The 23,579-nt window shown below is 71.6% G+C and carries 20 protein-coding genes and 2 pseudogenes; 7 read left to right on the plus strand and 15 right to left on the minus strand.

All coding sequences use genetic code 11. The annotated features are described in order from the left end of the window. Positions 1–21: 21 nt before the first annotated feature. The 8 genes from ACYVO7_RS11460 to ACYVO7_RS11495 all read right to left on the minus strand — a co-directional run bounded on the left by ACYVO7_RS11460 (position 22) and on the right by ACYVO7_RS11495 (position 12,644). Positions 22–1,287 (minus strand): Gfo/Idh/MocA family protein, encoded by a 1,266-nt coding sequence (locus tag ACYVO7_RS11460; protein WP_460449944.1) that lies wholly within the window; start codon positions 1,285–1,287, stop codon positions 22–24. 107 nt (positions 1,288–1,394) lie between these two features. Further along, a complete protein-coding gene (locus tag ACYVO7_RS11465; protein WP_460449945.1) occupies positions 1,395–3,350 on the minus strand; it encodes a molybdopterin biosynthesis protein in 1,956 nt (651 codons plus the stop codon). Continuing rightward, positions 3,347–4,420 (minus strand): MoeA family protein, encoded by a 1,074-nt coding sequence (locus tag ACYVO7_RS11470; protein WP_460449946.1) that lies wholly within the window; start codon positions 4,418–4,420, stop codon positions 3,347–3,349. The genes ACYVO7_RS11465 and ACYVO7_RS11470 overlap by 4 nt, the downstream gene beginning before the upstream one ends. Positions 4,421–4,460: 40 nt before the next feature. Continuing rightward, on the minus strand, positions 4,461–5,711 hold the full coding sequence (locus ACYVO7_RS11475; RefSeq protein WP_460449947.1) for a molybdopterin molybdotransferase MoeA: 1,251 nt from the start codon (positions 5,709–5,711) through the stop codon (positions 4,461–4,463). Then, complete coding sequence (gene mobB, locus ACYVO7_RS11480) at positions 5,695–6,261, minus strand: molybdopterin-guanine dinucleotide biosynthesis protein B (RefSeq protein WP_460449948.1); 567 nt, start codon at positions 6,259–6,261, stop codon at positions 5,695–5,697. The genes ACYVO7_RS11475 and mobB overlap by 17 nt, the downstream gene beginning before the upstream one ends. A gap of 22 nt (positions 6,262–6,283) precedes the next feature. Continuing rightward, complete coding sequence (gene fdhF, locus ACYVO7_RS11485) at positions 6,284–9,046, minus strand: formate dehydrogenase subunit alpha (protein ID WP_460449949.1); 2,763 nt, start codon at positions 9,044–9,046, stop codon at positions 6,284–6,286. Between the two features lie 13 nt (positions 9,047–9,059). Beyond that, on the minus strand, positions 9,060–10,775 hold the full coding sequence (locus ACYVO7_RS11490; RefSeq protein WP_460449950.1) for an NAD(P)H-dependent oxidoreductase subunit E: 1,716 nt from the start codon (positions 10,773–10,775) through the stop codon (positions 9,060–9,062). 207 nt (positions 10,776–10,982) lie between these two features. Then, positions 10,983–12,644: an OFA family MFS transporter gene (locus ACYVO7_RS11495; RefSeq protein ID WP_460449951.1), complete on the minus strand. Its 1,662-nt coding sequence runs from the start codon at positions 12,642–12,644 to the stop codon at positions 10,983–10,985. Positions 12,645–12,919: 275 nt separating this feature from the next. Between ACYVO7_RS11495 and ACYVO7_RS11500 the strand changes: the two genes are divergently transcribed. Beyond that, complete coding sequence (locus ACYVO7_RS11500) at positions 12,920–13,783, plus strand: ABC transporter substrate-binding protein (RefSeq protein WP_460449952.1); 864 nt, start codon at positions 12,920–12,922, stop codon at positions 13,781–13,783. Positions 13,784–13,812: 29 nt separating this feature from the next. Further along, positions 13,813–14,004 (plus strand): DUF6494 family protein, encoded by a 192-nt coding sequence (locus tag ACYVO7_RS11505; protein WP_460449953.1) that lies wholly within the window; start codon positions 13,813–13,815, stop codon positions 14,002–14,004. Positions 14,005–14,015: 11 nt separating this feature from the next. Here ACYVO7_RS11505 and ACYVO7_RS11510 read toward each other — a convergent pair whose 3' ends face one another. After that, a complete protein-coding gene (locus ACYVO7_RS11510; RefSeq protein WP_460449954.1) occupies positions 14,016–14,714 on the minus strand; it encodes an ABC transporter permease in 699 nt (232 codons plus the stop codon). Positions 14,715–14,888: 174 nt separating this feature from the next. On the opposite strand from ACYVO7_RS11510, the gene pqqA reads away from it, so the two are divergent. From pqqA to pqqE, 4 genes and pseudogenes are all read left to right on the plus strand, one after another. Next, on the plus strand, positions 14,889–14,981 hold the full coding sequence (pqqA, locus tag ACYVO7_RS11515; RefSeq protein WP_406855698.1) for a pyrroloquinoline quinone precursor peptide PqqA: 93 nt from the start codon (positions 14,889–14,891) through the stop codon (positions 14,979–14,981). A 97-nt stretch (positions 14,982–15,078) separates the two neighbouring features. Continuing rightward, a complete protein-coding gene (gene pqqB / locus ACYVO7_RS11520; RefSeq protein WP_460449955.1) occupies positions 15,079–15,978 on the plus strand; it encodes a pyrroloquinoline quinone biosynthesis protein PqqB in 900 nt (299 codons plus the stop codon). Beyond that, a pseudogene (gene pqqC, locus ACYVO7_RS11525) lies at positions 15,975–17,029 on the plus strand (pyrroloquinoline-quinone synthase PqqC). Before pqqB ends, pqqC begins: the two are co-directional and overlap by 4 nt. 8 nt (positions 17,030–17,037) lie before the next feature. Next, positions 17,038–18,168 (plus strand): pyrroloquinoline quinone biosynthesis protein PqqE, encoded by a 1,131-nt coding sequence (gene pqqE, locus ACYVO7_RS11530; RefSeq protein ID WP_460449977.1) that lies wholly within the window; start codon positions 17,038–17,040, stop codon positions 18,166–18,168. On the opposite strand, the gene ACYVO7_RS11535 is transcribed toward pqqE, so the two are convergent. The 4 genes from ACYVO7_RS11535 to ACYVO7_RS11550 all read right to left on the minus strand — a co-directional run bounded on the left by ACYVO7_RS11535 (position 18,137) and on the right by ACYVO7_RS11550 (position 20,346). Further along, entirely contained in the window at positions 18,137–18,634 is a 498-nt protein-coding gene (locus tag ACYVO7_RS11535) for a helix-turn-helix domain-containing protein (RefSeq protein ID WP_460449956.1), read from the minus strand. The two genes, pqqE and ACYVO7_RS11535, sit on opposite strands and share 32 nt — an antisense overlap. Positions 18,635–18,878: 244 nt before the next feature. Beyond that, positions 18,879–19,109 (minus strand): hypothetical protein, encoded by a 231-nt coding sequence (locus ACYVO7_RS11540; RefSeq protein WP_460449957.1) that lies wholly within the window; start codon positions 19,107–19,109, stop codon positions 18,879–18,881. A gap of 88 nt (positions 19,110–19,197) precedes the next feature. Further along, a complete protein-coding gene (locus ACYVO7_RS11545; protein ID WP_460449958.1) occupies positions 19,198–19,545 on the minus strand; it encodes a hypothetical protein in 348 nt (115 codons plus the stop codon). Positions 19,546–19,641: 96 nt separating this feature from the next. Beyond that, positions 19,642–20,346, minus strand: coding sequence for a Crp/Fnr family transcriptional regulator (locus ACYVO7_RS11550; RefSeq protein WP_460449959.1), 705 nt, complete (start codon positions 20,344–20,346; stop codon positions 19,642–19,644). Positions 20,347–20,647: 301 nt separating this feature from the next. Here ACYVO7_RS11550 and ACYVO7_RS11555 point away from each other — a divergent pair, with 301 nt between their 5' ends. Then, positions 20,648–21,706, plus strand: coding sequence for an HWE histidine kinase domain-containing protein (locus ACYVO7_RS11555; protein WP_460449960.1), 1,059 nt, complete (start codon positions 20,648–20,650; stop codon positions 21,704–21,706). A gap of 46 nt (positions 21,707–21,752) precedes the next feature. Here ACYVO7_RS11555 and ACYVO7_RS11560 read toward each other — a convergent pair whose 3' ends face one another. Both ACYVO7_RS11560 and ACYVO7_RS11565 read right to left on the minus strand, forming a co-directional pair. After that, positions 21,753–22,457: a LuxR C-terminal-related transcriptional regulator gene (locus ACYVO7_RS11560; RefSeq protein ID WP_460449961.1), complete on the minus strand. Its 705-nt coding sequence runs from the start codon at positions 22,455–22,457 to the stop codon at positions 21,753–21,755. Between the two features lie 299 nt (positions 22,458–22,756). Continuing rightward, positions 22,757–22,954 (minus strand): annotated as a pseudogene (locus tag ACYVO7_RS11565) (cold-shock protein); the annotation flags it as partial. Positions 22,955–23,579 lie beyond the last annotated feature (625 nt).

Here is a 23,579-nt window from a genome sequence, read left to right on the forward strand (position 1 = left end):
ATGGATGCGGCCGAGACGGCCTTAGCGGCTCACCTTGACGGTCCCGCCGGTGCGGATGGCCTCGTAGAGGGCGGTGATGACCCGCATGTCGGCCAGGCCCTCCTCGCCCGGCGTCGCCGGCTGCTTGTCCTCGGCGACGCATTCGGCGAAGTGGTCCATCTCGGCGGCGAACTGGTTCACCTGCGGGATCAGCAGCTCCTGGTCGCGGGCGTCGCCCTTGGCCTCCTCGCCCTGCTTCACCTTCAGGCGCAGGCCCGAATAGCTGAAGGCGGGGTTCATATCGATCACCCCCTTGGCGCAGTGCACGGTGTAGCGCCGGTCGACCGCGGCCCCGAAGCTGCAGTCGCAATGGGCCAGCGCGCCGGAGGGGAAGCGCATCGTGTAGGCGACGCTTTCGGGCACCTCGCGGAAGCGCGGGTCGTCCTTGGGCTGATGCGCGAAGGCCGACACCTCCACGGGCTCCTCGCCGGTGACGTAGCGCGCGGCGTTGATGCTGTAGATGCCGACATCCCCCAGCGGCCCGCCCGCGGTGGCGTTGCTGAGCCGGATATTGGGCGCCTTCTGGTCCTGGCAGTTGCTGGACGCGAAGGTCTTCACCGCGCCGAGCTCCTTGCGGCCGCACAGCTCCATGACCTTCTGGTTGAGCGGCTCGTAGTGGAGCCGGTAGGCGATCATCAGCTTGCGGCCGGTCTCCCGCGCGGCGGCGATCATCCGCTCGCACTCCTCGACCGTGGGCGCCATCGGCTTCTCGCACAGCACGTGCTTGCCTGCCCGCAGCGCCCGGATCGTGTATTCGGCGTGCATGTGGTTGGGCAGCACGATGTAGACGACTTCGATGTCCTCGTTGTCGGCGATCTCGTCGAACTCGTCATAGTCGTAGATGGCGTCCGCATCGACGCCGTAGGCGGCCGCCACCTTCTTGGCCTTGTCCTCGTGGCCGCTGACGAGCGCCACCGGGACCGCCATGCGGGCCGAGCCGAAGGCCGGCATGATCTCCGCCAAAGCGAGCTCGCCGAGCCCCACGACCGCGAAGCCGACCTTGCGCTTGGCTTCCGGGATCTTCAGGTCCGGCGGCTGCCGGTCGGGCGGGGCGAGCGGGGTCGGGCCGGCGCCGCCCGCGCCTTCGGCCGGCGCGGCCTGCGCCAGGACGGGCGCCCCGTCCGGGCTTCCCGCCCCGCCGGTCGCGCCGGCGGCCTGGCGCATCGGCAGCGCGGTGGCGGCCCAGCCGCCGAGCCCGACCAGGGCCGCGGTCTTGGTGAAGGTGCGGCGGCTCGTGTCGATGGTCATGGGACGTCTCCGCGGCCTGGCGCTGGTCCATTTCGCGGAGGTAATCGCGGCTGTGCGGGATGGTTCCGGGGTCGCGGCCGCGGCGCTCCGGCGCGGCGGGGGCCGCCTCAGTCGGCCGGCGTGAACCCTCGCTGGCGCAAGGCGGCCCGGATGTCGGGCCGCGCGAGGGCCGCCAGGAAGGCCTTTACGGCCGGCGAATCCAGCCGATCGCGCGGGACGGCGAAATCATAGGCCTCGTCCGCGATGGGGATGAAGCCCAGCCCGTATCCCTCCGCCACCGGCCGGATGGTGACGCCCCAATCGGCCCGGCCCTGCGCGATGGCGGCCGCGACGGCGTTGTGGGAGCGCGGCTGGTTCGAGTAGCCCTCCGGCCTGCGGCCGGCCAGCAGGCCGTCGACGAGGATGCGCGTGCCCGAGCCGGCGTTGCGGTTCACCATCAGGACGCCCGGCTCCGCCGCCGCGGCCAGCGCCTGCTCCAGCGTCTTGCCCGCGAAGCGGGCGTCCCCGGCCGCAAAGGCGAAGCCCTGCAGTCGGCCCCAGCCCGGAACCAGCGCGACGCCCTCCGGCAGGTAGGGCCGGTTGTAGACCCGCGTGGCCGGGTCCATCAGGTGGATGGGGGCGACGTCGCACTCGCCGCGCCGCAGCGCCGCCAGCCCGGCGAGGCTGCCGACCGCGATGCTGCGCGCCGCCACGCCCTCCCCGGCCAGCAGGTCGAGCAGCGGCTCCAGGCCCACGCAGTGGCTGCCCACGATCACCAGGTCGGGCAGGCGCAGCGTCGGCGTCAGCAGCGTCACGTCCACCGTCGAGCCTTCGTCGACCCCGTCCAGCATGGCGTCGACGGTCACGAACCCGTCCGCCTGCGAGAAGCTCGACACCGACCCGGAGCTCTTCCCGTTCGGGAAGGCGACGAGCTCCCGCCCGCCCTCCGGGCCCTGTCCGCGGATGAGCGAGACCATGACGAATTCAGTGCGGCCGAGATCCGACGCGAGGCGGACCGCCAGCCGCGCCGGGACGGCGTTCTCGGTCCGGGCCGGCTGCCCGGCGAGGGTCCTGAGGATCGGCGCGACGATGTCGTGGAAGGTGAACATCGCCGAGGTCGGGAAGCCGGGAAGCACCACGACGGGCTTAGCCGCGCACACCGCCAGGCAGAGCGGCTTGCCGGGCTTCAGCGCCACCCCATGGGCCACGACGCCGGGCGCGCCGAGCCCGTCGATGAGCCGGTAGGTAAGGTCGCCCGCGCCCTTGGAGGTGCCGCCCGACAGCACCACGGCGTCATGCTCCGCATGAGCCTTCCGAAGCGCCGCATCGAGCGTCGCGGCGTCGTCCGGCACGGCCCCCAGCAGCACCGGCTCGCAGCCGTTCTCCGCCAGGGCGGCGGCCACGATCGGCCCGTTGGAGTCGTAGATCTGCGCCGGCCCGAGCGGCGCGCCCGGGGGGACGAGCTCGTCCCCGGTCGACAGCACCGCCACGCGCGGGCGGCGGAAGACGTCGACCTCGGCGATCCCGCAGGCGGCCAGCATGCCGATCTCGCGCGCTCCCAGCGTCGCGCCGGCCCGCAGCACGACCTCGCCGCGGGCGATGTCCGACCCCGCGAAGGCGATCTGCCCGCCCGCCGGGCTGGCGCGCCGGACCAGGATGGCGTCCTCTCCGTCCGGGTCGGTGTGCTCCACCATGACGACGGCGTCCGACCCGCGCGGAATGGGGCCGCCGGTCGCGATCGGGGTGGCGGTCCCGGGCGCCACGGCGATCCGCGGCGCTGCGCCGCACGCCACCGTCTCGGGGTTCAGCGCCAGCCTGACCGGCTCGGCCTCGGTCGCCGCGGCGATGTCGGCGGAGCGCACCGCGAAGCCGTCGACCTGCGAGCGGTCGAAGGGCGGCGCGTCGATCGGGGCGGCGACGGAGGCGCCGAGCACGCGTCCCAGAGCCGCCGCGAGGGCGACCGTCTCGCGGCCCAGCGGCGCAGGGCGCAGCGCGGCGGTCCAGCGGCGCAGGGCCTCGTCGCGGGACAGCACCGTGAGGAACTGGTCCTGGCCGGACGGCGGCGGACGCGTCGGCGCGCTCATGCGAGGTCTCCGCTGTGGGCCGGATCGGCCTCGCCCGGATGTGGGGTGTGCGGGCCGCCCCGCAAGGAGAAGGCAGCCAGGACGGCGCCGGCGGGCGCGCCTTCGCTCTCGGGCGGGATCAGCGCCCAGGCCTTGGCCCGCGCCCAGGCCGCGATGGTGACGTCGCCGGTGGCCAGCGGCGCGAACCGGCCGTCCACGACGTCGAGCAGCGCGAGTTCGCTCCAGCCGATGCGGCTGGAGATCTTGCGGGCCAGCGGCAGCGACAGGTCCGGCGCGGCGGCGGCGCGCCCGCCCGCCTTGTCCAGCGCCGGCCGCAGCAGCGCCAGGCAGGCCGCGACGGCGGGGCCGAAGCCCCGGGGAAGCCGGAGCACGGCCGCGCCGCCCCGCGTCGCGAGGCCGACGCCTTCGCCCGGCGACAGCGCCAGCGCGGCGCAGATGGGGGTCTCGTCCGGGCCGGCGGGCGCTGAAGCCCCGCGCGGCTCGACCAGGATCGGCCCCGGCCCGGTCGTGATCTCCCCGATGGGCCGCAGCAGGGCGCGGCAGACTTCGGCGGCCGTCGGATCGAGCCCGGCCGCGAGGCTCGCCTGCGGCCGAGGGATCGAGACATGCGCGACGCCGGCCGCCGCCAGGGCGGCCGCGAGGGCGGGCGTGACCGTCTGGCCGGCTTGCGCCAGCGCCGTCCCGGCCGGGACCTCGCCGCCGGCCCGGCGCATGTTCTCGCCCGGCGCGGCCGCCGCCAGGCAGGCCCAGAGCGGGCCCTGCCGGTCGAGCGCGGCGTCGGGCAGGACGGCGTCGGCGCCGGGCGGAAGCGGGTCGCCCGCCTCGACCCAGACCGGCGCGGCCGGCAGGAAGGCCGGCGCGTAGCCGGTCGCCCCGACCGTGTCGGCGGCGGACAAGGCCCATCCCTCGCGCAGCGCCGTGGCGCAGGGCGGCAGCGCCGCCGCGGCCCGCACGGTCTCGGCCAGCGCCGCCCCGATGGCGTCGAGCGGCGCCGCGGGCCGCGGCGGGGCCGCCGCGACGGCCTCCAGCCAGCGCGCCAGGGCGGCGTCGAGCGGAACGAGCCGGGTCACCCGCGAGGCGCCGGCCGGGGGTGAGCCGCCCGTCACGGCCTCACCAGAGCAGGCCGAACGGGATGAACCGCACGGCGTCGCCCGGCGCGACCGAGAGCGCATCCTCCGGCAGCTCGACGAGGCCGGCCGTCTCGGTGAGCGAGCTGAGCACGCCCGCCCCGTCCTGCGGGTGCTTGACGGCCAGGTAGCCGTCGGGCTCGGCCTGCAGGCTCACCCGCACATATTCGCGCCGCCCGCTCTTCTTGCGGTAGTCGAAGCCCGACCGCACCGGGAAGCCGGCCGGCGGCGCGTAGGTCTCGCCGCGCAGCCGCGCCACCAGCGGGCGCAGCACATGCGCGCCGGTGACGAAGACGGCGACCGGGTTGCCGGGCAGCCCCACCAGAGGCGTGCCCGCGATCACCCCGAGCGCCACGGGCCGGCCCGGCTTGATGGCGAGGCGCCAGAACACCAGCGAACCCGTCGCCGCGATGGCGGCGCGGACATGGTCCTCCTCGCCGGTCGAGACGCCGCCCGACGTGACCAGCAGGTCGTGGTCGGCGGCGGCGTCGCGCAGCGAGCGCTCCAGCGCCGCCCGGTCGTCGGGCAGCCGGCCGAGATCGTCGACCGTCACGCCGAGCCGCCCGAGCAGGCCGCCCAGCAGGGTGCGGTTGGAATCGTAGATCTGCGCCGGACCGAGCGGCTCGCCGGGTTCGCGCAACTCGTCGCCGGTGGAGAACACGCCCACCTTGAGGGCGCTGCGGACCGGCAACTCGGCCGCCCCGACCGCGGCGGCGAGGGCCAGGTCCTGCGGCCGCAGGCGCCGGCCCGCCGGCAGCGCGACGGCGCCGGCCGCCACGTCCTCGCCGGCCCTGCGCAGATTGGCTCCGGCCCGCAGGCCTGGCGGCAGGCTGACCGCGCCGTCGTCCTGCAGGGTCACGTCCTCCTGCATGAAGACGATGTCCGCGCCGGCCGGGACCGGCGCGCCGGTGAACACCCGCATGGCCGAGCCGGAGACGGCGTCCCGCGCGGCGTGGCCGGCCGCGACGCGGCCCCGCACCGGCAGGCGGGTGGGCCCGGCGGGATCGAGGTCGGCCGTGGAGGCGGCGTAGCCGTCCACGGCGGAATTGTCGAAGGGCGGCAGCGGGATCGCGGCGACGAGGTCCTGCGCCAGGATGCGGCCGTCCGCCCGTGCCAGCGCGACCCGCTCCACGCCGGCCACGGGCCGGACGCGCTGCGCCATGAGGGCGAGCGCGTCGTCGACGGGCATCAGCTCGCCGCCGAACGCGAAGGCGTCGTCACTGAGTTGGGCCATGGTCCACCTGGTCCATCGCGATCAGCACCGCCTCGAGGCTGGCGATCACGTCGCCGATCGGCCGGGCGGCCTCCAGGGCGGCGTCGGCGAGGGCCGGCAGGTCGTCCGGCGAGAGCACCGGCACGCGCGCCTCGGGGCAGGGATCGTCCGACGCCACCAGCACGACGTTGGGGTCTCGCGCATGCAGCGGCGGCTTGCCCACCACGGCGCGGTACACCTCCAGCTTGGGCAGCGGCGCCCGCTTGAACCCTTCCACCAGCACCAGATCGCAGGGCGACAGCCGCTTCAGCAGCTCCGAGAGGGGCGCCTCGGCCTCGCCCCGGTGCTCGTGCATCAGCGCCCAGCGGCTCTGCGACGAGACCAGCACCTCGCTGGCGCCGGCCTGCCGGTGCGTCCAGGAGTCCTTGCCGGGCGTGTCCACGTCGAAGGCGTGGTGGGCGTGCTTGACGGTCGAGACCCGCAGGCCCCGGGCCGCCAGCACGGGGATCAGGGCGGCGGCGAGCCGCGTCTTGCCGGACCCGCTCCACCCCGCCAGCCCGATCACCCGCATCGCAGGACGCTCCCGGGGCGGCTCACTCCGCCGCCGTGCTGACCGGCTCCGGGGCGACCCGGACGGCGCAGAACTTGAACTCCGGGATCTTGCCGAAGGGGTCCAGCGCCGGGTTGGTGAGCAGGTTGGCGGCCGCCTCCGCGTAGCAGAACGGCATGAACACCATGTTCTGCGGCACGTCGCGGTCGGCCCGGACCTTGACCGAGACCGCGCCGCGGCGGGTCTCCAGCCGGATGAAGGAGCCGAGCGACACGCCGAGCCGCCCCATGTCGCGGGGCGACATGAAGGCCACCGCCTCCGGCTCGAGGTCGTCCAGCACGCCGGCGCGGCGGGTCATGGAGCCCGTGTGCCAGTGCTCCAGCACGCGGCCGGTGGAGAGCACCATCGGGTACTCGTCGTCCGGGATCTCGTCCGGCGGGGTGACGCGGGCAGGCACGATCTTGCCGCGCCCGCTCTCGGTCGGGAAACCCTGGGCGAAGATGATCTCGTTGCCGGGCTTGTCCGGCGCGTCCACCGGATAGGTGACCGCGCCCTCGCGCTCCAGCCGCTCCCAGGTGATGTTGGCGAAGGACGGCATCACCATCGCCATCTCGGCGAAGACGTCGCGCGGATGCTCGTAGGTCCAGGGCAGGCCCATGCGCTTGCCGATCTCCTGGATGATCCACCAATCCTGGCGGGCGTCGCCCGGCGGCTTGATCACCTGGCGGGCGATCTGCACGCGCCGGTCCGTGTTGGTGAAGGTGCCCACCTTCTCGGCGAAGGCGGAGGCCGGCAGGACCACGTCGGCGTGGAAAGCCGTCTCGGTGAGGAACAGGTCCTGCACGACGAGATGGTCGAGCTTGGCCAGCGCCTGCCGGGCGTGCTGCAGGTCCGGGTCGGACATCGCCGGGTTCTCGCCCTCGATATACATGCCCCGGATGGAGCCCGCATGGATCGCGTCCATGATCTCCACGACGGTCAGGCCGCGCTTCTCGTCGAGCTCGGACTGCCAGAACTCCTCGAACATCTTGTGGATCGAGGGCTTCTCGACCGACTGGTAGTCCGGGAACACCATCGGGATCAGGCCGGCGTCGGACGCGCCCTGGACGTTGTTCTGGCCGCGCAGCGGATGCAGGCCCGAGCCGGGGCGGCCGATCTGGCCGGTGGTCAGCGCCATCGCGATCAGGCAGCGGGCGTTGTCGGTGCCGTGCACATGCTGGCTGATGCCCATGCCCCAGAAGATGAGCGAGGCCTTGGAGCGGGCGTAGAGCCGCGCCACCTCGCGCAGGGTCTGGGCCGGGATGCCGCAGACCGCCTCCATGCGCTCGGGCGTGAACTCCTTGATGCGCTCCTTGAGCTCCTCGAAGCCCTCCGTGTAGCCGGCGATGTAGTTGTCGTCGGTCAGGCCCTCTTCGATGATGGTGTTCAGCATGGCGTTGAGCATCGCCACGTCGCTGCCGGGCTTGAAGGCCAGGTGATAGGTCGCGTGCCGCGACAGGAGCTGCCGGCGCGGATCGGCCACGATCAGCTTGGCGCCCTTCTTGACGGCGTTCTTGATGTAGGTCGCCGCCACCGGGTGGTTCACGGTCGGGTTGGCCCCGATAACGATGATGACCTCCGCGTCCAGGGCGGCCGCGAAGGGCGCCGACACCGCGCCGGAGTTCACGCCCTCCATGAGGGCCGCCACCGATGAGGCGTGGCACAGGCGCGTGCAGTGGTCGACATTGTTCGAGCCGAAGCCGGTGCGCACCAGCTTCTGGAACAGATAAGCCTCCTCGTTGGAGCCCTTGGCCGAGCCGAAGCCCGCCAGCGCCTTGCGGCCGCTCTCGGCGCGGATGCGCGACAGCCCGCCCGCGGCGGCGTCGAGCGCCTCCTCCCAGGTCGCCTCGCGGAAATGCGTCCAGGGATTGGCCGGGTCGACCTGGTCCTCGGCGTGCTTGGGCGCGTTCGGCAACCGGATCAGCGGCTTGGTCAGCCGGTCCGGGTGATGGATGTAGTCGAAGCCGAAGCGGCCCTTGACGCAGAGGCGGTTCTGGTTGGCGGGGCCGTTGCGGCCTTCCGCATAGACGATCTTCTCGTCCTTGACGTTGTAGGTCACCTGGCAGCCGACGCCGCAATAGGGGCAGAGCGAATCCACCTTCTTGTCGGGCCAGACCGCGCGGGTCTGGTTGTCGTCCAGATAGGCCGCCGGCATCAGCGCGCCGGTCGGGCAGGCCTGGACGCATTCGCCGCAGGCCACGCAGGTGCTCTCGCCCATCGGGTCGTCGAAATCGAACACAACCTTGGCGTCGGCGTTGCGGTAGGCCATGCCGATGACGTCGTTGACCTGCACCTCGCGGCAGCCGCGCACGCACAGCCCGCACTGGATGCAGGCGTCGAGATTGACCCGCATCGCGGTGTGGCTGACGTCGGCCTTCCAGCGCTCGGCCGCCGGGAAGCGGCTCGTGGTCACGCCGGTCTTGTCGGCCCAGCCCCAGAACTTGGAGTCCGGGTCGTGCGAGGTCTCGCGCGCCGGCTGGTCGGCGACGAGCAGCTCCATGACCATCTCGCGCGCCTTCTCGGCGCGCGCCGAGGCGGTCTTCACCTTCATGCCCACCGTCGGGGCGCGCATGCAGGAGGCGGCGAGCACGCGCTCGCCCTCGATTTCCACCATGCAGACGCGGCAGTTGCCGTCCGGCCGGTAGCCCGGCTCGGGCAGGTAGCACAGATGCGGAATCTCGACGCCCTCGCGGCGCGCGACCTCCCAAATGGTCTCGCCGGGAGCGGCTTCGACGGTCTTGCCGTCCAGTTCGAACGTCACATTCATTCTGCGGGCTCCCTCACTCGGCCGCGACGCGCGGCGCGAATGCGTCGGGGAAATATTTGATGACGCACATCAGCGGATTGGAGGCCGCCTGGCCCAGTCCGCAGATGGAGGCGTCGCGCATCATCTGGGACAACTCCGTCAGGAGCTCCTGGTCCCAGACGGGCCGCTGCATCAGCTTCACGGCCTTCTCGGTTCCGATGCGGCAGGGCGTGCACTGGCCGCAGCTCTCGTCCTCGAAGAAGCGCATCAGGTTCAGCGCCGCGTCGCGGATGCTGTCCTTGTCGGAGAGCACCACCACCGCGGCCGAGCCGATGAAGCAGCCGTATTTCTCCAGCGTGCCGAAATCGAGCGGGATGTTGTCCATGTGGGCCGGCAGGATGCCGCCCGAGGCGCCGCCCGGCAGATAGGCGCGGAACTGATGTCCCTCCTCCATGCCGCCGCAATACTCGTCGATGAGCTCGCGGATGGTGACGCCCGCCGGGGTCAGCTTCACGCCGGGGTTCTTGACCCGGCCCGACACCGAGAAGGTGCGCAGGCCGACCCGGCCGTTGCGGCCCTGGCCGGTCCACCACTCCGCGCCCTTCTCGACGATGTCGCGGACCCAGTACACGGTCTCGACATTGTTGATCAGCGTCGCGAGGCCGAACAGGCCCACCTGGTAGGGGTAGGGCGGCTTGTGGCGCGGCAGGCCGCGCTTGCCCTCGAGGCTCTCCAGCAGCGAGGACTCCTCGCCGCAGATATAGGCCCCGGCGCCGCGGCGCATGTGGATGCGCGGGCCGCCGGCCGGCAGCTTGGCGATCTCGCGCAGCAGGATCTCGCGCGCCACCGGATATTCGTCGCGCAGGTAGATGTAGACGTCCTCGGCCTCGACCACATGGGCGCCGATCAGCGTGCCCTCCAGGAAGCGGTGCGGGTCGGTGTTGAGGTAGTGGCGGTCCTTGAAGGTCCCGGGCTCGCCCTCGTCGGCGTTGATCGCCATCATGCGCGGGCCGGGCTCGCCGCGCACCGCGCGCCACTTGCGGGCGGTCGGGAAGCCGGCGCCGCCGAGGCCGCGCAGGCCCGCGCCGTCGAGCTTCGCCAGCAGCTCGTCCGTGCTCATCTCGCCGCTGCGCAGCTTGCCCAGGAGCGCGTATCCGCCGCCCGCCACATAGGCGTCGTAGTCGACGTAGTCGCTCGGCACATGCGGGTGCGTGTCGCCGGCCGCGATGGCGGCCGCCACCGTCTGGGGCGTGGCCTTGTGCAGGAAGTGGTGGCCGACCTCGGCCACAGGCGCCTGGTCGCAGAGCCCCACGCAGGGAGCGCGGACGATGCGCACGTCCGGCCCTGCCTGCGCCTTCAGGTCGCTGATAAGCTTCTCCGAGCCGTAGAGCTCGCAGGTGAGGCTGTCGCAGACCCGCACGGTGAGCGGCGGGACGGCGGGCTCGCCCTCCTTCACGACGTCGAAATGCGCGTAGAAGGTCGCGACCTCGAACACCTCCGCGAAGGCCATCTTCATCTCGTCCGCGAGCGCGGCGAGGTGGGCGGCGGAGATCTGGCGGTAGCGGTCCTGGATCAGGTGCAGGTGCTCGATCAGGAGGTCGCGCCGCCGCGGGAGATCCCCCAGCAGGGCTGCGATCTCGTCCTGGGCCTTGGGATCGACCTGGCGCCCCTTCGGCGTCGACTTGGCGCGCTTGCGACCCAGACCCGGGTGCTCGAAGCGCAGAACATTGGCGTCGCGGTGTTCAGTCATTGCGCGGATCGGCCTGTTTTTCTCTGTCCCCGAGCGGGAGCGGCGAGCTCCCGGCCTTTCGAGGTATCTGGCATGCCAGTAGATCAGACCATAGGTCGGCGGCGCTGTCATTACTGCGCTGCAGCAATTCGACTGCGCCGTCTCGCCGCTGGCTGAAGCGGAACCGCCGGCCCACATGGGGCCGGCGGCGGGGAGTCGAGGGGTCGCTTAGCGGAACAGGACCAGCGACTTGGACAGCGTGATCCAGACGCCCCAGAGGATCGGCACGCCGACCGCCAGCCAGGCCAGGCCGGACATCGGCGTCAGCCCGCCGCGGCCGATTCCGAAGGACCCGCCCTGCGTGGCGGCGACCGCGCCCTTGGCCTTGGCCTGCAGGGCGGCGACCTCCTCGTCCTTCATGAACCACTTCTCGTGCAGCGGCCGGATGGTGAGGTTGATGATGAAGCCCAGCACCAGCATGCCGGCCAGGATGTACATCGTGCGGTCATAGACCTGGGCGCGCGGCACGCCGGCCGCGATCTGCGCCTCGCGGATGTAGTTCACCACCACCGGGCCGATGATGCCCGCCGTCGACCAGGCGGTCAGCAGGCGGCCGTGGATGGCGCCCACGAACTGGGTGCCGAAGATGTCGGCCAGATAGGCCGGCACGGTCGCGAAGCCGCCGCCATACATCGACAGGATGATGCAGAAGAAGCCGATGAACAGGATCATGCTGCCCGCATGCGCCGCCCAGGGGGCGAGGGCGTAGAGCAGGATGCCGAGGCCGAAGAAGGTCGCGTAGGTCATCTTGCGGCCGATATGGTCCGACATCGAGGCCCAGAAGAACCGGCCGCCGATGTTGAACAGCGACAGCAGGCCCACGAAGGCGGCCGCGATGGTGGCGATGCTCTTCTTCTGATCGGCGTTCAGATCCGTGAAGCTGACGCCGGGCTGGCCGATGAGCGAGCCGGCGAAGATCTCCTGCAGCATGGGGGAGGCCATGCCGAGCACGCCGATGCCGGCGCTGACGTTGAGGGTGAGCACGAGCCAGATGGCCCAGAACTGCCACGTCCGGTGGGCGTCGCGCAGGTGGACGTCGCGATGGGTGATCATCGCGTTGGCGGACTCGGTCGGCGCCGTCCAGCCCTCCGGGCGCCAGCCGGCCGGCGGCACGCGATAGCCGAAGGCGCCGGCCATCATGAAGACGAAGTAGATCGCCGCCATGGTGACGAAGGTCTGCCAGACGCCGACGGAGGTCGGCGACTTGAAATAGTTCATCAGCATGTCGGCCAGCGGCGAGCCGATCATCGCGCCGCCGCCGAAGCCCATGATGGCCATGCCGGTCGCCATGCCGCGCCGGTCCGGGAACCACTTGATCAGCGTCGAGACGGGCGAAATGTAGCCGAGCCCGAGCCCGATGCCGCCGATCACGCCCGAGCCGAGCCACAGCAGCCAGAGCTGATGGGTGTAGACGCCGAAGGCCGAGATCAGGAGGCCGCCGCACCAGCACAGCGCCGAGACGACGCCGGCCTTGCGCGGCCCGGCGCGCTCCAGCCAGCCGCCCCAGATGGCCGCCGCGGAGCCGAGGAGAACGAAGAACAGGGTGTACATCCAGCCCAGATCGCTGACCTTCCAGTCGCAGGTCGTGCTGAACAGCGAACCCATCAGCCCGATGTCCGGGCACGCGACCGGCTTGGTGACGCCCAGGGCCTGCGACAGGGGAAGCCAGAACACGCTGAAGCCGTACGCCATCCCGATGCACAGGTGGATGGCCAGCGCGGCGGGCGGCACCAGCCAACGGTTGAAGCCTGGCTGGGCGATGATCCGTTCGCGATCCAAGAGCCCGGCTCCGGCGTCCGCTGCGGACCCAGCCGTGGTGTATGCGCTCATGTCGTTCTCCTTGAGGGCGCCCGTTTGCGAACGCTCATCTTCCCCTCGGCGAAGCTCTTCGGCTTCCACCGCACCTGAACTTTCTACTTACGGCTGACTTTATGCAAGTCAACTCGCAGAAACCGGCGTCTCTGCTCGGCCTGCGACTTTAGTTCAATAATACGGTGCAGAGTACTGCCCGGGGAACTCGGCGTTGCAGTGTTGAACGCCGGCGCCCGGCCCGCTAGCCCGGCGGATGATCGGTCACTATGCTGGCCCGAGGGAGACAGTCCGCCATGGTCAGCCGCCGCCTTTTCAGCCTCGCCGCCTGCCTTGCGGCCTTTTGCCCCACGATGGCCTGGTCCCAGACGCCGGCGGCCCCGGAGCGCTTCATCACGGTCGCCTCGACCACCTCGACCGAACAGTCGGGGCTGTTCGGGCATCTGCTGCCGGCCTTCACGCGCAAGACCGGCGTCGCCGTGAAGGTGGTGGCGGTCGGGACCGGCCAGGCGCTCGACATCGGCCGCAGGGGCGACGCGGACGTGGTGCTGGTGCACGACCGGGCCGCCGAGGACGCCTTCATGGCGGAGGGCCAGGGCGTCAGGCGCTACGACGTGATGTATAACGACTTCGTGCTGATCGGCCCGAAGCAGGACCCGGCCGCCGCGTCGGGCGGTCAGTCCGCCGCCGCGAAGCCGGACGTGCTGGAGGCGTTCCGCCGCATCGCCGCCTCCCGGGCGCCCTTCGTGTCGCGCGGCGACCGGTCCGGCACGCATGCGGCCGAGCTGCGCGCCTGGAAGGACGCCGGCGTCGCCCTCGCCGCGGCCCGCGACGGCTGGTACCGGGAGATCGGCCAGGGCATGGGCCCGGCCCTCAACATGGCGGCCGCGATCGGCGGCTATGTGCTGGCGGACCGCGGCACGTGGCTCTCCTTCAGGAACCGCCGCGACCTCGCCATCCTGGTCGAGGGCGACCAGCGCCTGTTCAACCCCTATGGGGTGATGCTGGTGAACCCCGCCCGCCATCCGTCCGTGAAGGCCGCCGACGGCCAGGCCTTCGTCGACTGGCTGATCTCGCCGGAGGGCCAGCAGGCGGTGGCCGACTACAAGATCGAGGGGCGCCAGCTCTTCTTCCCGAACGCGTCGACGGAACGGTCCTGAGACGAGAACGCCCAGAAAGGGGTGAAGCCGTGGACGAAGAACGGTTCAACATGGCGCTGCGCAAGTTCCTCAAGGAGGTCGGCGTGACCTCCCAGCGCGAGATCGAGAAGGTGGTGCGCGACGGCAAGGCCCGGGGCGACGTCCTGAAGGTCAGGATGACCCTGGTCTCCGAGGACGGCGCGCTCGACCACGTCGTCGAGGGCGAGATCCCGATCGGCTGACTGGCGGCGGCTCAGGCGCGTTCGGCCCAGCGTTGCAGCGCGAAGGCGGCGGCGCTGACGGCGGCGCTGATCGAGATCAGCACCACGCCGAGGGCCAGCGCGAAGGAGAGCTCGCCCTTGCTGGTCTCCAGCGCGATGGCGGTCGTCATCGTGCGGGTGAAGCCGCGGATGTTGCCCCCGACGACCAGGATGGCGCCGACCTCCGCGATGCAGCGCCCGAAGGCCGCGAGAGCGACCGTGACGAGCGCGCCGCGCGCCATCCGCAGCATCTCGGCGCAGGCCCGCAGGCGCGAGGCGCCGTCCACCAGCAGCGCCGGCCCGTAGTCGCGCCAGTTCGCCTCCACGGCGCGGTGCGACAGCGCCACCACGATCGGGAGGGCGAGCACGGACTGGGCCGCGATCATGGCGGCCGGCGTGAACAGCAGGCCGAGATCCCCCAGCGGCCCGGCGCGCGAGAGCAGCAGATAGAGGGCGAGCCCCACCACCACGGGCGGCAGCCCCAGGAGGGCGTGGACCCCCACCACCACGGCGCCGCGTCCCGGGAAACGCCACACGGCCAGCGCCGCGCCGAGCGGCGCGCCGAGCGCGAAGGCGATCAGCGTGGCGGTCGCGCTGACGCGCAGGGAGAGCCCGACGATGCCGACGAGTTCAGGGTCGAAGCTGACGATGAGGCGGAGCGCCAGGAGCAGCGCGAGGGCGAGGTCTTCCACGGCCTCGCGATAACAGGTCGCCGGACAAAATGCAGCAGGCCGCCCGGCGCGTGCGGCGGATCAGCCCTCCGCCTACGAGCTTGAGACAAGCGGCTGAACTTTTGTTAGCCTCCCCCGTTGTGGGTCCACGCTCTTGGAGCGTAGGCTCCACCCACTCCATGGAGGAAGCTCACGATGGCCTGGACGACACCCGAACTCACCGAAATCTGCGTCGGAATGGAAGTGACGAGCTACGAGTCGGCCGAGATCGATCCCGTAGAGTTCTAAGCCGCTTTCTGGACGATCATGCTGATCGGCCCCGGCGCCCATGCGTGGGCGACGGGGCCGTCTGGCGCGCCACGCCCCGTCCAACCCGGGCAGCACCGTGCGGATCATCGTACTCGGATCGGCGGCCGGCGGCGGCTTTCCCCAGTGGAACTGCGCCTGCCCGGTCTGCAGCAAGGCCTGGTCGGGCGATCCCGACGTGCGCCCGCGGACGCAATCCAGCATCGCCGTGTCGGCCGACGGGGAACGCTGGCTCCTGCTCAACGCCTCGCCCGACATCCGGGCCCAGATCCTGGCGACCCCCGCCCTCCGTCCGGCGCGGCAGGGGCGCCACAGCCCCATCGCGGCCGTCCTCCTGACCAATGGCGACGTCGACCATGTGGCGGGACTCCTGACCCTGCGCGAGAAGCAGCCCTTCGTCCTCTACGGGACGCAGACCACGCTCGACGTCCTACGCGGCGACAGCGTCTTCGGCGTGCTCGACCGATCGGTCGTGGAGGAGCGCCCGATGCGGCTCGACGCCCGGATCGACACCGGGCTCGGCCTGCTGGTCACCCCCTTCGCGGTCCCCGGGAAAGTGCCGTTGTATCTGGAAGGCGCCGAGGTCGACCTGGGCACGGAGACCGAAAGCGTCGTCGCGGTCGAGGTTGCGGACGGGCGCTCCCGTTTCGTCTACGCCCCGGGCTGCGCCGCCGTGACGCCGGCGCTGCGGCGAAGGCTGGACGGCGCGCCGCTGCTGTTTTTCGACGGCACCACCTTCACGGACGACGAGATGCCGCGCCTCGGACTGTCGCCCAAGACCGCCCGCCGCATGGGCCATATGCCGATGTCCGGCCCGGAGGGGTCGCTGGCGGCGCTGGCCGGCCTCGGCCTGGAGCGTCGGGTCTATATCCACATCAACAACACCAACCCGGTGCTGGTCGAGACCTCGCCCGAGCGGGCCGAGGTGGAGGCCGCCGGATGGCGCGTGGCGCATGACGGAATGGAGTTCGAACTGTGAGCGGAGATCGCGACATCCCGGCGCCCGGCGAGGTTCTGTCTCCCGACGCCCTCGAGGCGGCCCTGCGCGACATCGGGGCGCGCCGGTACCACAATCTCCATCCCTTCCACCGGCGCCTGCATGGGGGAGAATGCACCCGGGACGAGGTCTGCGCCTGGGCGCTCAATCGCTATTATTACCAGGCCAATATCCCCATCAAAGACGCCACCGTGCTGACCCGCATGCACGATCCGGCGCTGCGGCGCGAGTGGCGCCGGCGCATCGTCGACCATGACGGCGAGCGCGAGGGCGACGGCGGCATCGCCCGCTGGCTGCGGCTGACGCAGGGCCTCGGACTCGACCGCGCCTATGTGGAGTCCACCCAGGGCGTGCTGGCGGCGACCCGCTTCGCCGTGGAGGCCTATGTGAGGTTCTGCGCCGAGAAGACGCTGCTGGAGGCGATCGCCTCCTCGCTGACGGAGCTGTTTTCGCCCCAGATCATCGGCGAGCGCCTGTCCGGCATGCTGGCCCATTATGACTTCGTCAGCGCCGAGACCATGGCCTATTTCACCGCCCGCCCGCCCCAGGCGGCGCAGGATTCCGCCTTTGCGCTCGCCTATGTGCGCGAGCACGCCCGCACGGCGGAGCGGCAGCAGGCCGTGCTGGCGGCGCTGACCTTCAAGACCGACGTGCTCTGGGTCCAGCTCGACGCGCTCTGGCACGCCTATGTGGAGGGACATGTCCCGCCCGGCGCCTGGCGCCCCGGCGAGGGCGCGGCCCGGTGACGCAGGCGCCCGCCCCGATCCCGGACGACGCCCGCCCGAAGCTGGCCAAGGGGCTGCGCCTGAAGCACGACCAGGTCCGCAAGGCCTGGGTGCTGCTCGCCCCCGAGCGCGTCATCCAGCCCAACCCGGTCGCGGCCGAGATCCTGAAGCGCTGCGACGGCGAGCGCACCCTGTCGGCGATCGTGGACGACCTCGCGGGGGCGTTCGCCGCGCCGCGCGACCGGATCGACGCGGATGTCCGCGCCCTGTTGTCCGATATGGCCGCCAAGCGCATGATCACCTTATGAACGCTCCGCTGCAGCCTGCATCCGGCGTCGTCCCGGCGCCCCTGGGCCTCCTCGCCGAGCTGACCCATCGTTGCGCGCTCGGATGCCCCTATTGCTCGAACCCGCTCGAGCTGGAGGCCCGCTCCCGCGAGATGGACACGGCCGACTGGAAGCGCGTGTTCTCGGAGGCTGCGGCGCTCGGCGTCCTGCAGGTGCACCTCTCGGGCGGCGAGCCGGCCATCCGCCGCGACATCGTCGAGCTCGTCGCGCACTGCGCCGCGGAGGGGCTCTACACCAACCTGATCACGTCTGGCGTGGGCTTCCGGCCCGAGCTGATCGACGCCCTGGCCCAGGCCGGCCTCGACCATGTCCAGCTCTCCGTGCAGGATTCCGAGCCCGCCTCCGCCGACCTGATCGCCGGCTATCGCGGCGCCTTCGCGGCCAAGGCCGAGATCGCGCGCCGCGTCGTGGCGGCCGGCCTGCCGCTCACCATCAACGCCGTGATCCACCGGGCCAATGTGGCGCGGGCCGGCGAGATGGTGGAGCTCGCCCTGGCGTGGGGCGCCGGGCGGGTAGAGATCGCCCACACGCAGTATTACGGCTGGGCCGTCCCGAACCGGAAGCTGCTCCTGCCCGATCGCGACGCCGCCCGGGCGGCGATCGACCGCGTCGAGGCCATGAAGCGCGAGCTCGAGGGCCGCATCGCCATCGACCACGTCCTGCCCGATTACCACGCCGCCTACCCCAAGGCCTGCATGGGCGGATGGGCGCGCCGGACGATGAACGTCACGCCGGCCGGCAAGGCGCTGCCCTGCCATGCGGCCGAGAGCATTCCCGGCCTGGAGTTCTGGAGCGCCCGGGAGGCGAGCCTCGCCGCGATCTGGCGCGACTGCCCTGCCTTCAACGCCTATCGGGGCGTGTCCTGGATGAAGGAGCCCTGCCTGTCCTGCGCCCGCAAGGACGTGGATTTCGGCGGATGCCGCTGCCAGGCGCTCATGCTGACCGGCGACGCCGCCAACGCCGACCCGGTCTGCAGGCTCTCGCCCCACCATGGCCGCATGGCCGAACTGGTCGAGGCCGACGCGGAGGCCGCGGTCGGCGGCGACGCCGGCTACGATTACCGGCGCTTCAGGTCGGCTCCGCGGGATCCTCGGACGTGACCGCGCCGGACGCGGCGGCGCTGGGCTCCGCCTTCAGGGCGGCCAGCACCTGGAGGGCCACCGGCCAGGGCAGCCGCTGGTTGATCTGCAGGGACGCGTAGCCGTCTCCGACGTCCTCCAGCCGGAAGGACGGCGCCTGGGCCGGCGCCTTGCGGCGGCTTTCGGCCCTGCGCTGCTTTTCGGGCTCGGCCTCGTCGCTGAGATCCGCCAGGTCCGTGTCGAAGGTCTCGCCGATCGCCTTCAGGATCGGGAAGCGCGGCAGCACGCGGCCGGACTTGTAGAACGAGATGCTGGCGGTGCTGACCCCGACCCCGCTCGGAAGATGAGACTTGACCCGCCGCGCGGTCTCGTTCACGCCCCAGCCCCTCTCGGCCATCAGCTTGCGCAGCCTGGCCGCGAACTCGCGCCGCCGGACGTCGCGGGGCGTGGAGGTCGGCGGTTCGTTGGACCTGGCGGTCTCGTCCATGGTGTGCTCCGATCCCCGACGGTCCGGCGAATGGTCAGGGAGTATGGGCTGTAGCAAGACGGAATCGTCCGGCGTGGGGGACGCGCCGCATCGCCTCGGCTGACGCCGGAGCGGTGCGCTACGAAAGGCCAGTCTCGGGCGCAACGCTAAACTTCGCAATAAACCTTAAGCTTTATCACCGCTAAGCCCTTGGCTTTACTGGATGAGGCCGAACCGCGATCAGAGGCTGCCCCGCCCGCGCGCGTCAGCCGACCTTCTCGCCGGCCGGAGCCGCGATCGCCCTCTTCCGGGCGATCAGCGGCTTGGGGCCGGCCGGCTCGGCCGCCTCGGTCCCGGCTTTCGGCGCGGCCCGAACGGGTCGCGTCCGCTCCGCCCGGCGGGGGCCGATGACGGCTGCGAGCAACCGCATGCCGTCGGGATCGGTGTCGAGAGCGGAGGCGTCGAGGAACGGCATGGCGGACTCGGGATATCGCATCTCAGCATCGCCGGGCCGCCCCGGAAAGAGTTGACGGCGGTCATGTCCGCCCGCGAATCCGGGCGTCGTCCACAGGCCGTTTCGGGCCTCAGCTGGACAGCCCCGCCCCGGCCGATCCGGTCGGGCGGCCCTGGGCCGGGACGGTGAGCTTGACGGAGGCGCCCGCCGCATCGGCCGCCATGGTCCAGAGCTTCTGGATGTCCTTCACGCCGGCGTCGAAGGCCGTCAGCATGCCCTTGCGCTGCGCCTCGAGGCGCTGGTCCATCGGCATGGGGCCGGACGCGGCGGTCATGATCTCCATCGACCGGGCCATCGCCCGCATGCTGCATTCCATCATCTCGGTCGCGACCGCCATCCAGGCGTCGGCGGCCTCGTTGCGGCGCGGCTCCGGACGGTTCGGCTCGGCTCCGGGAACGCCCATCTGATCGATCGCCATGAGATCCTCCTGTCGGTTTCCATCCCGAAACGCCGAACGCGCCGCCTGGTTTCCGGACGGCGGATTTCGCCGCATCCAGGGCCGAAACGCCCCGATTCAGCTGCGGGCCAGCCGCGCCAACCGGTTCGGCTCCAGGAATCGGATCGATTTGCGCGTCGGAAGGGCGATGATCCCGAGGTCCTGGAACTCGCCCAGAAGCCTGCAGACCGTCTCCGACGCCATGCCGAGATGGTCGGCCATGTCGGCGCGCGGCACGATGCAGCGCAGCGCGTCCGGCTCGTCGCGGGCGGCCGCGGGCGGCAGATGCGGCCGCATGCGCAGCAGGAACCAGGCGAGCCTCGCGGGCGCCGACCTGTGGGCCATCACGCCGAGCAGCCCGACCAGCTCCTGCAGCATGCGCTCGGTGCCGAGGCGGCGCCGGTCGTCGTCGCGGTCGAGCCAGCGCAGGCGGGTCCGCGTCACGGTCTCGGCGGTGAAGCGCGGGCCGTCGCAGCCCGGCGGCGCCACCAGGTCGCCCGGCCAGAAGAAGCAGAGGATCTGGCGCTCTCCGCCCGACGACAGGCGCACCGCCCGCACGAGCCCGTCCTCCACCAGGGCCAGGCGCGGCGAGGCCTCGTCCTGCCAGAACACGACATGCGACGCCGGCGCGTCCACCAGGCAGCCGGCCGTCGGATGGCCGGGGCGGTCGAATCCGGCTCCCGCCGGATGAAGGCCCGCGATCGCCCCCCGGCCGGCGCGGCCCTGGCCGTCCGCCTCCCTCGGGCGCGAGCGCAGGCCCGCCCATGCATATTCACTGTCCATGACGCCCCTCCACGCGCGTCGCCTGACGCGGGCCCGGCCAAAGCCCGGACCTCTCATGGAGCGGCGGCTTGCGCCGGCCCCCCGTTGCGGCGATGCACCATCGAGTTGAACCACCTCGGGCCGGCGCTCGCCATGCTGCCGCAAAGGCTACGCCAGCCTAGTCCTTGTGGGCTATGGCGCGACGGTTCAGCTTACGACGGCAGGGCGCTATGGTCAGCGGCAAGATGGCGCATCCCCGCAAAGGGGGCCGCAGCGCGCGGCGGCGCGATGGGCTGATGGAGGGGATGTCCGATGGGTGGCCATGACGCTGCGAGTTGACGAGCCCCTCCTCTCCGGTCAGGACGCCGGCCGCCGGTCCGCGTTCCTCCAGGCGGCCGATCTCGGGGCGTGCGAGATCGACGCCGCCGGACGTCTCTCCGGCTGCGAGATCTGCTGGCGCGTGCTGGGCTGGCGCGACGAGGCGCGCGACTCCGGCTCCGTGAGCCGCCTCCTCGACACCATCCACCCGGAAGACCGCGACAAGGCGGCGGCCGCCATCGAGCGGGCCCTGTGCGACGGCGCCCGCCTCGAGATCGTGTTCAGGATCCCGGGCCCGAACGGACGCACCCGGATCGTCGGGCTGCGAGGCTCGGCCAGCGCGGACGCGTCCAGCCGGCGCGTCCTCGGCGTCATCGCCGACATCACGGACCTGCGGCGCGAGCAGGACGAGAAGCGGCGCTCCGAGCAGCGCGACATCGTGGTGCGCGAGCTCGGCCATCGGCTGCGCAACCTGTTCCCGGTGATCCTCGCCATGGTGAAGCTGACGGCCCAGAGCCATTGCTCGGTGGCCGACTACCGCCTGGCGCTGGAGCGGCGCCTGCGCGCGCTGGCGGCGGCGGAGCGCCTGCTCACCCGCGGCGCTGCGGAAAGCGCCAGCGTCGAGGAGCTGGTGCGGACCGAAATCGCGCCCTTCGACGGCGACGACACGCACGAGATCGTCATCGAGGGTCCGGACGTGACCCTGCGCGGCGGCATGGCGCAGAGCTTCGCCATGATCGTGCACGAACTCGCCACCAACGCGGTCAAGCATGGCTCGCTGAGCGTGCGCAGCGGGAGGCTGCGCGCCGCCTGGCGCCTGCAGGACGTGCCCGGCGAAGGCCGCTGCTTCGTGTTCACCTGGACGGAGCGGAACGGGCCGACGCCGCAGCGGCCGTCCCGCAAGGGGTTCGGCAGCCTCGTCATCGCCGAGAGCGGCACGTCCCTGCTGGGCGGCCGCGCCAAGAGCGACCTGTCGGACGAGGGCTTCACCTATGAGCTCCTGATCCCGTTCGGGGAGGAGCTCGCCTCCGATCAGCGCCGCCCCGCGCCCCGGCGCGCCTGAGGGCGCCCGCCCGGCGCGGGTCCGGGCGTCCGGTCCGGGCGGCCGATCAGGAGGGGCGCTTGAACTCGGGCTCGGCCCGCCCGTGATCGCCGCGGGTGAGCAGCATCTGGGCCCGCACCGCCGCCTCGGTCCTGTTGCGGACGCCGAGCACGCGCAGCAGCGCCGCCATGTGGATCTTGGTCGTCGCCTCGGCGATCTTCAGCTCGCGGGCGATCTCCTTGTTGGAGAGGCCGCGCGCCACCAGCGGCAGCACGTCCCGCTGCCGGGGCGTGAGCCGCCCATAGTCGACGTCGGCGACCGGCTCGGCCGGGCGCGCCGGGCCCGCTTCGCCCCAGGTCTGGGTCGACACGGTGGCCTTCACCATCAGCGGGGTGACGTAGATGCGCCCGGAGAGGATGTCCTCGACGGCCGCCACGATCTCCTCGTCCATCTGCAGCTTGGAGATGAAGCCGTTCGCGCCCGCCGCCAGGCTCGCCAGCATGTCGGCGCGCGTGTCGGAGGCCGACAGGATGGCGAAGCGCATGCGCGGATAGCAGGCCCGCACCTCGCGCAGGCTGTCGGGGAACACGAGGCCGGGCATGTTGAGGTCGAGCAGCACGAGGTCGAAGGCGCCGCTGTCCTCCAGGCGCGCCAGGGCGCCGTCGAAACCGTCGGCTTCCGTCACCTCCGCATCGGGAATGGCGGCCTCGAGAGCGCAGCGCAGTCCCTTCCGGTAGAGGCCATGATCGTCAGCGATCAGCAGGCGCGGCATGGCGACGCCCTTCCCGGGTCACGGTCTCGCATTCCGCTTGTCGGAAGCAGGATCCCCGACAAGCAGACCTGCACCGCCATGGGCTCGAATGACATACGAACGCGCCTCACAACACAAGGTTGTATTGTGCGCGCCGCTAGCGCGGCTGTCTATCAAATTTGAACGAATCGCCCGCTACGATCGGCCAGGTTCGTTCCCAAATCCCTAAGATAAGGGACGCTGGCGGACAGTCCATGCGGGTCCGGCCGGTCCGCCGACCCGCTTCGGGCGGCGCCGGTCCGACCGGCGACCTGCGGAGAGATGTCGGTCGCCTGCTCCTTTCCCGCCTGGCCGCGCGGACTGACCTGAAACGCGATCCGCTGACCTTTCTCCAGCAGCCGGAGCCCCGAGCGCTGGACGGCCGTCACGTGGACGAAGACGTCGGCTCCCCCGGAATCGGGGACGATGAAGCCATAGCCCTTGAAGGCGTTGAACCACTTGACCGTTCCAGTCGCCATTCCGGTGTTCCCTTCTGGGCCGGCGGCGAGGCTCCTGCGGGACGCTCGCCCGGCCTCGCCTGGGCGAAGCATGACTCGCTCCGGCCGGCGGCGACCTGACCGGCGTCAGGTTTTGCGCTGCGTGCGCCCCGGCGAGGCCGCAACCAAAACGGGCAAAAACCGAGTGAAACACTGGCCTGGCCCTGTGGATAACCCGGGGCGGCCCGGAGCCCTGGAAGAATCCCGGACGTTTTTTCAAAAAACGGCGCTTGACGTTTGGGTGGGGGGTCGGCATATAGGCCTCACATCGGCGGCGGGACTTGCTCCTGCCGGCGGCCTCCGGCGGGTTCGGGCTTTGGGTTTCACCCGGGTCTGGGCGGCGCGCCAGGATGGCTTTGGTCGGCACCGACGCGTTCGGGGCGGCCGTTTCAAGAACCCACTGTGTGGCGTTCCTCTGAAGCCGACGGATCGGCGGGTTCCTGGTGATCGGGGGCTTGCGGGTGGGTCGGCCGAAGATCCGTCCCTGCTTCGGCGGGGCTGGTTTTCGCGCTCTTTGACAATCTGGATGGAAGAAAGAGAAACGTGGACGGCCGTGTCCTTGCGTGATCTCGAAGGGGGTTCTTCGGAGCCTTTGGTAGGGATCGAC

The sequence above is a fragment of the Alsobacter sp. SYSU BS001988 genome (assembly GCF_054796215.1).

Coding starts and splice junctions, on each gene's coding strand:
- ACYVO7_RS11490 (WP_460449950.1), bottom strand. CDS start 10,775: ATGACTGAACACCGCGACGCCAATGTTCTGCGCTTCGAGCACCCGGGT.
- pqqA (WP_406855698.1), top strand. CDS start 14,889: ATGGCCTGGACGACACCCGAACTCACCGAAATCTGCGTCGGAATGGAA.
- ACYVO7_RS11500 (WP_460449952.1), top strand. CDS start 12,920: ATGGTCAGCCGCCGCCTTTTCAGCCTCGCCGCCTGCCTTGCGGCCTTT.
- ACYVO7_RS11545 (WP_460449958.1), bottom strand. CDS start 19,545: ATGGCGATCGATCAGATGGGCGTTCCCGGAGCCGAGCCGAACCGTCCG.
- mobB (WP_460449948.1), bottom strand. CDS start 6,261: ATGCGGGTGATCGGGCTGGCGGGGTGGAGCGGGTCCGGCAAGACGCGG.
- ACYVO7_RS11475 (WP_460449947.1), bottom strand. CDS start 5,711: ATGGCCCAACTCAGTGACGACGCCTTCGCGTTCGGCGGCGAGCTGATG.
- ACYVO7_RS11555 (WP_460449960.1), top strand. CDS start 20,648: ATGACGCTGCGAGTTGACGAGCCCCTCCTCTCCGGTCAGGACGCCGGC.
- fdhF (WP_460449949.1), bottom strand. CDS start 9,046: ATGAATGTGACGTTCGAACTGGACGGCAAGACCGTCGAAGCCGCTCCC.
- ACYVO7_RS11465 (WP_460449945.1), bottom strand. CDS start 3,350: ATGAGCGCGCCGACGCGTCCGCCGCCGTCCGGCCAGGACCAGTTCCTC.
- ACYVO7_RS11460 (WP_460449944.1), bottom strand. CDS start 1,287: ATGACCATCGACACGAGCCGCCGCACCTTCACCAAGACCGCGGCCCTG.
- ACYVO7_RS11495 (WP_460449951.1), bottom strand. CDS start 12,644: ATGAGCGCATACACCACGGCTGGGTCCGCAGCGGACGCCGGAGCCGGG.
- ACYVO7_RS11540 (WP_460449957.1), bottom strand. CDS start 19,109: ATGCGATATCCCGAGTCCGCCATGCCGTTCCTCGACGCCTCCGCTCTC.
- ACYVO7_RS11550 (WP_460449959.1), bottom strand. CDS start 20,346: ATGGACAGTGAATATGCATGGGCGGGCCTGCGCTCGCGCCCGAGGGAG.
- ACYVO7_RS11560 (WP_460449961.1), bottom strand. CDS start 22,457: ATGCCGCGCCTGCTGATCGCTGACGATCATGGCCTCTACCGGAAGGGA.
- ACYVO7_RS11535 (WP_460449956.1), bottom strand. CDS start 18,634: ATGGACGAGACCGCCAGGTCCAACGAACCGCCGACCTCCACGCCCCGC.